This window comes from Bacillus sp. NMCC4 (assembly GCF_002998555.1).
In the GTDB taxonomy this organism is placed as follows: domain Bacteria; phylum Bacillota; class Bacilli; order Bacillales; family Bacillaceae; genus Bacillus.
This window is the reverse complement of sequence record NZ_PVRA01000005.1, coordinates 175,607-189,091: the sequence shown is the minus strand read 5'-3', so window position 1 is coordinate 189,091 and position 13,485 is coordinate 175,607. Positions and strand designations below refer to the sequence as shown.

Sequence of the window (13,485 nt, the reverse complement as noted above, 5' to 3'; positions counted from 1 at the left end):
AATGAAAATCCCCGCCTATGTGATGAGGCGGGGATTGTTTTTTATGGGCGATAGGTGGACGGTGATTCAATGATATGAAACAGGTTCTTTCCTTGCTTTGTATTATCGATCCAGCCTTGAAATGCTGCTTTACCAGGTCCATATGCATAGACAGGGACATCCTCACCTGTATGGGCAAAGGTTGTCCAGCCTGAGAAAGAACGCTGATCAAAGATATGTTGAATGCTGAGTTGGATCGTACTGGCCTTCCCTGATTGTGCCGCTTTCTCTACCTGTGAGATTTCCTCTTTTGTGAGCGCGAAATCAATATTGGTGTGAAGGACATCACGTACAGATTGACCTCCTGCGATTTTCTTTGCCATATACACAGGCGTTTTCTTAGCAGCTAGAATGGGTGCTGGGTCCCATTTATAGCCGGTCTCACTTGTCATACCATCTGCGCCAAAGGAAAATCCTCCAGTCGCATGATCTGCTGTGATGACGACGAGGGTTTCTTGATCCTTTTTAGCGAATTGAAGAGCCGCATGAACTGCTTTCTCAAAATCCTCCATCTCACTCATTGCGCCGACCACATCATTTTCATGTCCAGCAGAATCAATGGTACTGCCTTCAAGCAGCATGAAAAATCCATGCAGGTTGTCTTGATTTAATTGGGTTAATGCTGCCTGCGTCATGTCTTTTAAAGTAGGCACATGCTTTGGGCGATCAATGGCTCGATCCAGCTCGTCCTCCTGGAATAAGCCGAGCATTTTCGAAGATGATTGAGAGGTTAAATCATCTTTTGATCGTAGAATGGAATACCCGCTCTTCTTAAATTCTTGCACAAGATTACGGTCTTTTCGATCAAAATATTGCATTCCGCCACCTAGAAGGATATCAACTTTGTGCTCTCCGCCTATTTTCTCATCAAAAAAGTGGTCTGCAATTTGTTCTTTGTTTTTTCGGGAGACGTTATGTGTGCCAAAAGCGGCAGGTGTTGCATCGGTGATGTCAGATGAGACAACAAAGGCTGTTTTCATTTGTGCTTCCTTTGCTGCTTCAACGACACTTCTAAGAGGTTCTTTTTCTTGGTTGACGGCGATGGCATCATTGTATGTCTTTTTCCCAGTCGCCATGGCCGTGGCTGCGGCTGCTGAGTCGGTAATATTATCTCGAGGATCATCTGGATGTGTGGTCTGCATCCCGACTAAATACGGGTCCCAGACGGTTTGTGCTTTTGTAGAACCAAGCTTTTCCTGCTTGAATGTGCGGTAGGCTTTGATCACGGGCATCCCCATTCCATCGCCAACGATAAAAATAATATTTTTTGGTGTTTTCGTTTGTTTCTTGTCTGCCGCATTTGTTGATACGGGAGTGACATCATGTGAGGTTAATAGAACAGCTAATACGAGTACCGCTAGAATCCCACTCATAAGAAAAATACGATTTTTACGATCCATAGAACCCATGAAAAATCTCCTTTTATCATTTATTTCATAATTTGTATTTTATTTGAATGAAGGCGATGGTTCAACCCTTTTCCCATAAAAAAAGGCGATGAGACTTTTATCTCACCACCTTTTATACCTTATCACACTTCACGCCAACGACGCCTTCTAGATCTTTAATATCAAAGTACACATCGGTTGTATAGCGATCTTTATGCACGCGTACGCGTACTTCCATAATCGGGTAGTTCTTTTCTGTTAAATCATCAATTCGAACAGAATGAATGCGAATATTGAGGGCTTTCATTTCTTTTAAAATATCCGTCATGCGGTTTCGATCAGAAAGAGACATTCTGATGCGGATTTCTTTTTCCTGTAAGCGAATCGGCCCGATCCGCTGGAAGAGCCATGGTAGAAATTCGACACTGATCAGAATAAAGAAAAGACTGAGGAAGGCTTCTTTATAAAATCCTGCACCTGTTGCAACCCCAAGTCCTGCTGCTCCCCAGATCATCGCAGAAGTCGTGAGACCTGAGATGACATCATTGCTTTTTCGCAGAATCACACCTGCTCCAATAAAACCAACACCAGATATAATTTGCGCCGGTAACCTGAGTGGGTCCATTTGAAGCTTAGAGACTCGAGGGAAATTGTAGGCTGCATCAATGCTGATGATGGTTAATACGCAGGAGCTGACAGCAATGACAATACACGTTTTTAAGCCGAGGGGCTTTTTCTTCAGCTCTCGTTCAAGCCCGATAATCAAACCGATTAAGGTGGCCACGGCTAATTTTAAGACCGTATCCCATTCAATTGTCCAAAACATGCGTATCGCTCCTTCACTTCATGTACGTTTCACATCATGTATATGATCTTCTCACAGCCCATATGGCTGCACAACTCTTATTTTATTCAGAATCGGAAGAAAGAAAAGCTTTTTATTTTTAAAAAGAGAGTCATCCGCATAAGGCAGATGACCCTTCATGTTCTTTATTTTGTTTCTTCTTCAAGATGATTTTCCATTTTAGTAAACAGCTGTTTTGATGCTTTTGTCGGCTTACTGGTCATTAAGCTCACAATAATGGCAGCTAAACCACTTAACGTAAAGCCAGGAATCATTTCATAAATACCGGTTGCATGGTTAAGGCCTGTCGTGATCCATGTGAGAACCACAACCGCACCAACAATCATCCCAACTAGGGCACCATGATGATTCATTCGCTTCCAGTATAGGCAAAGTAAGATGACTGGACCGAATGAAGAACCAAATCCAGCCCACGCATAACCGACAAGATCAAGAATGGTATCACTTGGGTTAAGTGAAAGACAAAGGGCAATCACAGCGACAACTAGTACAGACATACGGCCAATCATCACGAGCTCTTTATCAGATGCTTTTTTTCTAAAGAACGTTCTGTATAAATCCTCTGTCATCGCACTTGCTGTGACAAGCAGCTGAGACGAAATTGAACTCATAATCGCCGCTAAAATGGCAGAAAGTAAAAATCCAGTGATATATGGATGGAACAACACTTTAGAAAAGACGATAAAGATGGTTTCTGGGTCAGCAAGGTTCATACCCGTTTCATGAACATAGGCAACACCAACTAAACCGACAGATAGTGAACCAATTACTGAAATAATCATCCAGCTCATTCCGATGCGGCGTGCTGGTTTTAAGTCTTTGACGGACGTAATCGCCATAAAGCGCACGATAATATGCGGTTGTCCAAAGTAACCTAGTCCCCAAGCGAGGAAGGATATAATGCCAATGACGCTCGTTCCTCTAAAAATATCAAGCAATTTAGGGTCAATCTGTTGAATATCTTGGAATGTGGCAACAGGTCCACCTAATTGTGTAAAGGCAACGATCGGCACGAGCACTAATGCTAAAAACATGATAGCTCCTTGGACAAAGTCCGTTAAGCTCACTGCCAGGAATCCACCAAACAATGTATACAAAATAACAATACTTGACGTCAAAATCAGTCCAAACATGTAGTGTGCACCGAATGCTGACTCAAATAAACGTCCGCCTGATACCATCCCAGACGATGTATACAGTGTAAAGAAAATTAAAATGATGACGGCTGATACAGCTTTTAATAAAGAAGATGATCCTTTGAATCGTTTATCAAAGAAATCAGGAATCGTAATGGCATCATCAGCAATCTCTGTATAAGAACGTAAACGAGGTGCAAGAATGAGATAGTTCAAGTAAGCACCGACGATGAGACCAATCGCAAGCCAGGTTGTCGATAAACCTGTTTTATACATTTCACCTGGTACACCCATCAGCATCCAGCCGCTCATATCCGCAGCACCTGCTGAAAGAGCTGTAACAAATGGACCAAGTCCGCGTCCACCAAGCATATAATCATTTAAATCATGTGTTTTCCTGAATGCATACCAACCGATGGCAAGCATCCCGATAAAATAAATAGATAAGGAAATTGTAACTTCAATACTCATTTTGTGTTCTCACCTTTTTCGTATTAATTTGACATCACCTCAATCAAAATATACAGAAGTGTCAGGGCTGGTTTTTTGATTGAATGCCCTGCTCACTGCTATGGTTACTTAACCTAACAGAGTATTCCCAAGTGATCAACCTTCTTAAACCTCCACATTTTGAAGAAAAAATAGACAGATCGATGATGAGAATCAGTTTGTATGCGCTTACAAAGGTGAGTAAAAGTAAAAATTTTCTGAAAATAAAAGGTGATCTGTATGAATATTTTCTTTATCAGTTGGATGACAATGATGCTTCGAGAGAAAAGGCCTCTTGCCGCGCCTGCGTAAAGTTGCTTTAGAACAGTAAAATTTGATATGATAAAGTGTATATGACTTATGATCATGACCACGAACACGTATCATTTTTGGAGGTGAACCTGCATGTCTAGAATTTCAATAGAAGAAGTAAAGCACGTGGCGCATTTGGCACGGCTTGCAATCACAGAAGAAGAAGCTGAAATGTTTACTGAACAGCTTGATAGCATCATTTCATTTGCAGAGCAGTTAAACGAGGTAGATACGGAAAACGTTGAACCAACAACACACGTATTAAAAATGAAAAACGTCATGAGAGAAGATGTTCCGAATAAAGGTCTTTCCATTGAGGCAGTCATCAAAAACGCGCCTGATCATAAAGACGGCTATATTCGTGTGCCATCAATTTTGGACTAAAGGAGGCCTGAGACATGTCATTGTTTGATCACAAAATTTCTGAATTAAAAGAGCTTTTACATAAAAAGGAATTGTCTGTTTCTGATTTAGTGGACGAGTCTTATAAACGAATCAATGAAGTAGACGGGAAAGTACAAGCATTCCTTGCACTGGACGAAGAGAAAGCTCGTGCGTATGCAAAGGAATTGGACGAGGCAGTTGGTGAAAAGGACGAGCTTGGTCTATTGTTCGGTATGCCAATCGGTGTGAAAGATAACATCGTCACAAAGGATTTACGTACAACAGCATCTAGTAAAATACTGCAAAACTTTGACCCTATTTATGATGCAACGGTTGTCAATCGTCTGAGAGATGCGGAAGCAGTCACAATCGGTAAATTAAATATGGACGAATTTGCGATGGGATCTTCTACAGAGAACTCAGGCTACAAAGCAACGAAAAACCCGTGGAATTTAAACACTGTTCCAGGTGGATCAAGTGGTGGCTCAGCAGCTTCTGTTGCAGCAGGTGAAGTACCATTCTCACTTGGATCAGATACAGGCGGTTCGATTCGCCAGCCGGCATCATTCTGCGGAGTTGTGGGACTGAAGCCGACATATGGCCGTGTATCTAGATACGGTTTAATTGCATTTGCTTCTTCATTAGATCAAATTGGGCCGATTACGCGTAACGTAGAGGACAACGCATACGTACTTCAAGCGATTGCTGGCGTCGATCAAATGGACGCAACGAGCGCAAATGTCGACGTCCCAGATTTTCTTTCTTCATTAACTGGAGACATCAAAGGCATGAAAATTGCAGTGCCAAAAGAATACCTTGGAGAAGGTGTTGGCGAGGAAGCAAAAGAGTCTGTTCTCAAAGCGTTAAAAGTATTAGAAGGACTTGGTGCAACATGGGAAGAAGTGTCTCTGCCGCATTCTAAATATGCGCTTGCGACTTACTACTTACTGTCTTCTTCAGAAGCATCCGCGAACCTTGCGCGCTTTGACGGCATCCGCTATGGCTACCGTACAGATAATGCAGACAACCTGATTGATTTATATAAAAATACACGTTCTGAAGGCTTTGGTAACGAAGTGAAACGCCGCATCATGCTTGGGACATTCGCTCTTAGCTCAGGATATTATGATGCATACTATAAGAAGGCGCAAAAAGTCCGTACATTGATCAAAAAAGACTTCGAAGATGTTTTTGAAAAGTATGATGTCATTGTAGGGCCAACAACGCCAACTCCTGCATTTAACATTGGAGAAAAGACAAGCGATCCACTGACTATGTACGCGAACGATATTTTAACGATCCCTGTGAACCTTGCAGGCGTTCCAGGAATCAGTGTGCCTTGTGGATTTGCAAATGGTCTTCCGTTAGGACTGCAAATCATTGGCAAGCACTTTGATGAAGGAACGGTTTACCGCGTGGCTCACGCTTTCGAGCAAGCAACAGATCATCATAAAGCAAAACCTGAACTGTAAGGGGTGAATCAGAATGAACTTTGAAACGGTAATTGGACTTGAAGTCCACGTTGAGCTAAAAACACAATCGAAAATTTTCTCCAGCTCGCCGACACCTTTTGGTGCAGCTGCCAACACGCAAACAAGTGTCATCGACCTTGGATATCCTGGCGTACTGCCTGTATTGAACAAAGAAGCGGTAAACTTTGCGATGAAAGCGGCCATGGCGCTGAACTGTGAGATCGCAACAGATACAAAATTTGACCGTAAAAACTACTTCTATCCTGATAACCCAAAGGCGTATCAAATTTCTCAATTTGATAAACCAATCGGTGAAAACGGCTGGATTGAAATTGAAGTAGAAGGCAAAACAAAACGAATCGGTATTACGCGTCTCCATTTGGAAGAGGATGCAGGTAAACTGACGCACACAGGCGACGGATATTCACTAGTCGATTTCAACCGACAAGGCACACCGCTTGTTGAAATCGTATCTGAGCCAGACATTCGGACACCAGAAGAAGCGTATGCGTACTTAGAAAAACTAAAATCCATTATTCAATATACAGGCGTTTCTGACTGTAAGATGGAAGAAGGCTCACTTCGCTGTGATGCCAATATTTCACTTCGTCCGATCGGCCGTGAAGAGTTTGGAACGAAAACAGAGCTCAAGAACTTGAACTCGTTTGCTTTCGTACAAAAAGGTCTTGAATTCGAAGAGAAACGCCAAGAGCAAGTATTGCTATCTGGCGGCTTGATCGAACAGGAAACTCGCCGCTATGACGAAGCGTCTAAAAAGACGATCCTTATGCGTGTCAAAGAGGGCTCAGATGATTACCGCTACTTCCCAGAACCAGATTTGGTGGAGCTGTACATTGATGACGAGTGGAAAGAACGCGTAAGAGCATCCATTCCAGAGCTTCCAGACGAGCGCCGCAAACGCTACATCGATGAGCTTGGACTTCCTGCATATGATGCCATGGTGCTGACGCTGACAAAAGAAATGTCTGATTTCTTTGAAGCAACCATTTCAGAAGGTGCAGAAGCGAAGCAAGCTTCAAACTGGCTGATGGGTGAAGTATCTGCCTACTTAAACTCTGCTCAAAAAGAGCTGGAAGATACAAAGCTAACGCCGCAAGGGCTGGCTGGAATGATCCAACTCATTGAAAAAGGAACGATTTCCTCTAAGATTGCCAAAAAGGTATTCAAAGAGCTCATTGAAAATGGAGGAGACGCAGAAACAATCGTCAAAGAAAAAGGACTTGTCCAAATTTCTGACGAAGGTGCACTGCTCAAACTTGTCACAGAAGCACTTGATAACAACCCGCAATCCATCGAAGACTTTAAAAATGGAAAAGACCGCGCGATTGGCTTCTTAGTCGGACAAATCATGAAAGCATCGAAGGGACAAGCAAACCCGCCGATGGTCAACAAGATTCTCCTAGAAGAAATCAAAAAACGCTAAATAGCAAAAACCGCCTCATGAGAAGAGGCGGTCAGATTGTAGAGAAACTCATGTTTTTCTATAATCTTTTTTATTTTCAGCGTCTGTATGATGAATGAAATTTAATGAAAAAGGCCTCCCACACACCTAGCCTAGCTTCGCTAGGTGTGTGGCAATCTTCTTCATGTTCTGGCACGCAGCTGTGAGGAGAACTTGCTCACTCACATTTTGTTTTCCCCTCAACCGGCAGTAGCGAAGCCCATGCAGTTGTTTTGAATCTGCAAAGCTTCGCTCTATTTTTTCTTTTCTTTTTTTATATAGCTCTTTTCCAGAGGCAGACAGACGATGTTGTCTGATCTTTTCTTTGTGTTCCTCCCATACATGTCTTGAGATCACTTTTTGATGATTTTTCGATCTTGTACAGCTCTCAAGGAAAGGACACGATACGCATTTTTTAGGCTCTGATTTGTAGAACCTATAACCTTTTCGATCAGTTGTTGTATATAATAGCTTCTCACCATTTGGGCATATGTAATGATCAGGTTCAGAATCATACTGAAATTTCCACTTCTCAAATAATCCTCTTGTTGGATGAAAGCGTCTATGGGCAATGACACCAAAAATTTGTCGATCAGATAAACCTTTACAGATTGGCGTTGTTAAATAACCAGAATCAAGGGCAACAGCTTCTACTTGAAAACCAAATCGTACGATTTGGTGATCCAATCGATCAAGATATGGAACAGAATCATGGACATTTCCAGGAGTGACATGAGCATCAGTGATGATATTGTACTTCATATCTGTTGTACGGTGGTCTAGGTAGAAAAAACCTTCAGGCTTGTTTTCACGATAAAGATAGCCACTTTCAGGATCAGTCGTACTTTGACGAATGTTTTTTTCCGTTTTCACCTCCTCTTTTTCCTTTAAAGGCTTTTTTCCGTGTACCTCTCGATCTTCTTGGACGGCTTCATCTAATTCTTTCATATAGTTCTGAGTATCTTGTTCGATCGTTTTTCTCGTATATTTATGTTTATTTGCATTCGCTTTAAGATGGGTTGAATCAGTAAAAAGGACGCGCCCTCCAACCATATCGTGATTGATGGCTTGAAGCACAATCTCATCAAAAATATCTTGAAAAATCGTTGTATCTTTAAATCGAGTACGACGATTCCAACTAATGGTCGAGTGATGGGGAACGGGGTCATTGATGTTCAAACCTAAAAACCATCGATACGCCATGTTATAGTAAATTTCTTTTTCAAGTTGTCTTTCAGACCGGATACCATATAGGTATCCGATAAACATCATTTTGAACAAAATGAGTGGATCGAGAGAAGGACGACCTTTATTCTCACTATAATATGGTTTTACTTTGTCTATGATAAATGAAAAATCAATGTACTGATCAATTTTACGAAGCAGGTGATCCTCTTCGACCAGTTGATCTAGCAATACAAATTCGGCTTCGTGCTGAGAAGAATTTCTAGTGTGGAACATGAGAAAAACACCTTCCTTAAGTGGGTTTTTCTCTATTATAAAATGAGGAGATGGAAAGTTTAAGGGAAAAATAAAGCTGTCGAGATTTTCTCGACAGCCTGACCGCCTCATGAGAAGAGGCGGTTTTTTTGCTTGAAAGGACAGGGTCTTATCATAGATTCAGACCACCGCCGTATATCAATTCGGAGATTCTTTTCTTATAATGAAGTATAAGCGAAAGTGCACATTCGAAGGGGGATAAAGGTGAATTAACCGGAAAAACAGCACGTAATATTATTGAAGAAACAGCTTCAATTGTTCCACTACTTTTAAGACAGCAGGGTCCTCACACTTTTCTAAATTCGTCAGCATCCCTTGAATGACTGGCTTACGAGGCTCAGCTTTCACCAGTTCTTCTTCAATGACTTCAATGGATACAAGGGTATCATCAGAAAGCAGATGCTCAAGCTTTAACAAACGAAGCTCCTCTTGAAGGGAAGCAGCACTCGGCGCTTCATCGTCCCAAATGGTCTGCTTCAGGATCGGTTTCGTCTGAGAACGAAGCAAGCCTTGGACCAAATCATCGAATCGTTCGAGTATAAAGGAAGAAAGCTCATCAAATGATAATTGCATCTGATCTTGTAAAAGCAGGACCTGCACATACGATTGAATGATTCCTTGAATCATGACTGACAGGTCAGTTATATATGGTTCGATCTCCTGTCCATAAGTGGTCAAGATGGAAATTTGAATTTCATCATTCATTTGCTTTTTCACTGTTTTTGAATACTTTTTAATTTGCTGGTTTTCTGGAATAATGTTCTCGCTGAGGATCAAAATGATAAAATCCTTGTTCTCAGCAAAATGCTGAAACTGTTCAGCGATTTGTTTCTGGAAGATCTTTCTCGGCGCGAGATGCTGATTCTCTTTTCGAATCGTTTCAATACTTTGCATAGAAGTGTCGATATAATATTCAAAGGCTCGATTGAAAAGCTGTTCTTTTGATTTGAAATGTAAATAAAATGCGCCTTTTGATATTCCGCACTCATCTGCAATTTCCTGAATGGTCGTAGAAGAAAAACCCTTTTTCGCAAACAACTGGATGCTTGCTTTAATGATTTTTTCTTTTTTTTCGTTCATGAAATAAGGCCCCTTCAGCTTTAGAATGTTACGTCAAACGCAAGTGAAATGGTTGACGGCATTGTATATCACCGTTTATTATGATATAGAATGACCAGTCAGTCAATACATAAAGGAAAATGGAGGACATAATGAATTCGATCATCAATTTTGTATTAAAGAATAAGTTCGCTGTATGGCTCATGACGATTATCGTAACAGTTGCTGGTCTATATGCCGGATTGAATATGAAACAAGAATCAATCCCGAATATCAACACTCCAGTCATTACGGTTTCTACAACGTATCCTGGCGCAACGCCGGACGAAGTATCAGATAAGGTGACCGACCCAATTGAGAAGTCTATTCAAAACCTCAACGGAGTCAATGTGGTCACATCCAATTCATTTGAAAATGCCTCATCTATTCAAGTCGAGTACGACTATAACAAAGACATGGATGAAGCAAAGAAGGAAATTGAAGATGCGATTAGCAATATCAATTTTCCGGAAAATGCAGAAAAACCAAAAATTGCACGCTTTAGCATCAACGCGATTCCAATCTTAGCACTCAGCGTCTCTGGTGATAAAGAATCACTAGAAGACCTTACACAGAAAGTAGAAAACGACCTTGTTCCTTCTCTTGAAGGATTAAACGGTGTCTCTTCTGTCGAAGCTTCAGGACAGCAAATCAAAGAAGTAGAATTTTCTTTTAAACAAAAGAAATTGAAAGAATACGGTTTAGATGAAGAAACCGTCCAAAACATGATCAAAGGCTCTGATGTCAACGTACCATTAGGTCTATACACATTTGGCAACAAACAAAAATCAGTTGTCGTGGACGGCAATATTTTAAGCGTCAAAGATTTGAAAAACATGCGAATCCCTGTCACACCAAGTGCAAGCGGCGGTGCGGGAAGCGCTGGAGCTGGGGCACCTTCCAGCGGCTCTGAAAACCCAGGTGCGCAAGGTGCAGAGCAGCAGGCTGGAAATGCTAGTCAGCAGCAAGCAGCAGCTCAGCAGCAAACTGGTGGAGGAGCAGCAAGCGGTCAATCTGTAGAGCTGCCGACAATCAAGCTTTCTAAAATTGCGGATATTAAAGTAGTAAAAGATGCAGAATCGATCTCTAGAACGAATGGAAAAGACAGCATCGGTCTGCAAATTGTCAAAGGCTCTGATGCCAATACCGTGAGTGTGGCAGAAGAAGTGACAAAAGAGCTTGAGAAATTCAAAAAAGACAACAAAGGAATCAAAGTAAGCACGACATATGATCAAGCAGAGCCGATTAAAGAGTCTGTCAGCACAATGCTAAACAAGGCAATCATCGGAGCAATCTTTGCGATCATTATCATTATGTTGTTCCTTCGAGATATCAAATCAACATTAATTTCGGTCATCTCCATTCCGTTATCTCTGTTGATTGCTGTTTTATTATTAAATCAGCTTGATATTACATTAAATATCATGACACTTGGTGCCATGACCGTCGCCATTGGACGTGTGGTCGATGACTCGATTGTGGTCATAGAAAATATCTATCGACGAATGGCGTTAAAGGATGAACCGTTAAAAGGCAAAGCACTCGTCAGAGAAGCCACAAAAGAAATGTTTATCCCGATCATGTCTTCGACAATTGTGACCATTGCGGTATTCTTACCGTTAGCATTAGTAGGTGGAATGATTGGTGAACTATTCATCCCATTTGCCCTAACGATTGTGTTTGCTTTACTTGCTTCACTGCTTGTCGCCATTACGATTGTTCCAATGATGGCACACAGTCTATTTAAAAAGGACCTGTACGGCACAGCGAAAAAAGTAAAAGAGCATAAACCAAGCAAGCTTGCTGGCGGTTATAGACGTGTACTCAATTGGACACTGAACCATAAATGGATCACATCAGGAATTGCCATTCTTATGCTCGTCGGAAGCTTATTCTTAGCACCACTTGTCGGTGTCAGCTTCTTACCACAGCAAGCAGATAAGACGGCGATGGTAACATATACACCTGAACCTGGACAAACGAGAGAACAAGCAATCGATGAAACGAAAAAAGCAGAAGAATACTTGATCAAACGTGACCATGTCAATACTGTTCAATATTCACTAGGTTCTTCAAATGCGCTTACAGCAAGTGTAGGCGGCAACTCGAACGGTGCGTTATTCTTCGTACAATATGATGAAGACACGCCAAACTTTGATAAAGAAAAAGATAAAGTGGTCAAAGCCCTGCAAGACAAAACGTCTAAAGGGGAATGGAAATCACAAGACTTCTCATCTGCTGGCGCAAGCAATACAGTAACGTACTATGTCTACGGTGACAAAGTAAGCGATATTGAAGGCACAGTAAAAGATGTCGAGAACATCTTAAAAGATGAGAAAAACTTAAAAAATGTCAGCACAAGCTTATCTGAGAAATACGATGAATATACGTTTAATGCAGATCAAGAAAAACTGGCGAAGCTGGGTCTAACTGCTTCACAAATCGCTCAAGCGATTGCTCCTCAAAATAGTGAAACAACACTGACGAAAGTCACAGAGGACGGCAAAGAACTTGATGTGAAGCTTCAAACCGAAAAAGACGAATATAAGAGCAAAAAAGATTTGGAAAATAAAAAGATCACAACACCAACAGGACAAGAAGTCCGGATTGGTGATGTCGTAAAAGTAAAAGATGGTACGACAGCAAATACGGTGACAAAACGTGATGGAAAAATCTACGCAGAAGTGTCTGGTGACATGACAACAGACAACGTCTCAAGTGTGACACAGGATGTTCAGAAGAAAGTCGACAAGCTTGATGTGAAGTCTGGCGTAACGATTGACACAGGCGGCGTAAGTGCGGATATTGAGGAATCCTTTACACAGCTTGGACTTGCAATGCTTGCAGCGATTGCCATTGTGTACCTCGTTCTCGTCATCACATTTGGCGGAGGTCTTGCACCATTTGCGATTCTGTTCTCCCTTCCATTTACGATTATTGGCGCACTCGTTGGATTGTTTTTAGCAAAAGAAACCATCAGCTTAAACGCCATGATTGGATTGCTCATGCTGATCGGGATCGTTGTGACAAATGCCATTGTGCTGATTGACCGCGTCATTCATAAAGAAAAAGAAGGTCTTTCAACAAGAGAAGCTTTACTTGAAGCAGGTACAATAAGATTACGTCCAATCTTAATGACTGCACTTGCGACGATCGGTGCACTGCTGCCACTCGCATTAGGATTTGAAGGCGGAAGCCAGATCGTATCAAAAGGACTTGGCGTGACCGTGATCGGCGGTTTAACAAGTTCTACACTTCTCACATTGGTCATCGTCCCAATCGTGTATGAAATTTTAAGCAAGTTCAGACGTAAGAAAAAGTACGCTGAAGAAGAATAAGA

General features: G+C 41.6%; 9 protein-coding genes. 4 read left to right on the top strand and 5 right to left on the bottom strand.

Annotation, left to right across the window (positions count from 1 at the left end; all coding sequences use genetic code 11):
• Nucleotides 1–41: 41 nt before the first annotated feature.
• The 3 genes from C6Y02_RS12565 to putP form a co-directional block, all read right to left on the bottom strand.
• A complete protein-coding gene (locus C6Y02_RS12565; RefSeq protein WP_106031380.1) occupies nt 42–1,448 on the bottom strand; it encodes an alkaline phosphatase in 1,407 nt (468 codons plus the stop codon).
• Nucleotides 1,449–1,560: 112 nt separating this feature from the next.
• Nucleotides 1,561–2,253 (bottom strand): MgtC/SapB family protein, encoded by a 693-nt coding sequence (locus C6Y02_RS12560; protein WP_106031379.1) that lies wholly within the window; start codon nt 2,251–2,253, stop codon nt 1,561–1,563.
• A 164-nt stretch (nt 2,254–2,417) separates the two neighbouring features.
• Entirely contained in the window at nt 2,418–3,899 is a 1,482-nt protein-coding gene (putP, locus tag C6Y02_RS12555) for a sodium/proline symporter PutP (RefSeq protein ID WP_106031378.1), read from the bottom strand.
• Between the two features lie 423 nt (nt 3,900–4,322).
• Here putP and gatC point away from each other — a divergent pair, with 423 nt between their 5' ends.
• Genes gatC through gatB form a run of 3 tightly spaced genes read left to right on the top strand, consistent with a single transcriptional unit; the run spans nt 4,323 to nt 7,529 of the window.
• Nucleotides 4,323–4,613, top strand: coding sequence for an Asp-tRNA(Asn)/Glu-tRNA(Gln) amidotransferase subunit GatC (gene gatC / locus C6Y02_RS12545; protein ID WP_003213898.1), 291 nt, complete (start codon nt 4,323–4,325; stop codon nt 4,611–4,613).
• Nucleotides 4,614–4,627: 14 nt separating this feature from the next.
• On the top strand, nt 4,628–6,085 hold the full coding sequence (gatA, locus tag C6Y02_RS12540; protein WP_034664650.1) for an Asp-tRNA(Asn)/Glu-tRNA(Gln) amidotransferase subunit GatA: 1,458 nt from the start codon (nt 4,628–4,630) through the stop codon (nt 6,083–6,085).
• 13 nt (nt 6,086–6,098) lie between these two features.
• Nucleotides 6,099–7,529 (top strand): Asp-tRNA(Asn)/Glu-tRNA(Gln) amidotransferase subunit GatB, encoded by a 1,431-nt coding sequence (gene gatB, locus C6Y02_RS12535; RefSeq protein ID WP_034664646.1) that lies wholly within the window; start codon nt 6,099–6,101, stop codon nt 7,527–7,529.
• 126 nt (nt 7,530–7,655) lie between these two features.
• On the opposite strand, the gene C6Y02_RS12530 is transcribed toward gatB, so the two are convergent.
• Nucleotides 7,656–9,008, bottom strand: coding sequence for an IS1182 family transposase (locus tag C6Y02_RS12530; protein WP_106031376.1), 1,353 nt, complete (start codon nt 9,006–9,008; stop codon nt 7,656–7,658).
• A 273-nt stretch (nt 9,009–9,281) separates the two neighbouring features.
• Complete coding sequence (locus C6Y02_RS12525) at nt 9,282–10,127, bottom strand: TetR/AcrR family transcriptional regulator (RefSeq protein WP_095286009.1); 846 nt, start codon at nt 10,125–10,127, stop codon at nt 9,282–9,284.
• Between the two features lie 131 nt (nt 10,128–10,258).
• Between C6Y02_RS12525 and C6Y02_RS12520 the strand changes: the two genes are divergently transcribed.
• A complete protein-coding gene (locus tag C6Y02_RS12520) occupies nt 10,259–13,483 on the top strand; it encodes an efflux RND transporter permease subunit (protein WP_106031375.1) in 3,225 nt (1,074 codons plus the stop codon).
• Nucleotides 13,484–13,485 lie beyond the last annotated feature (2 nt).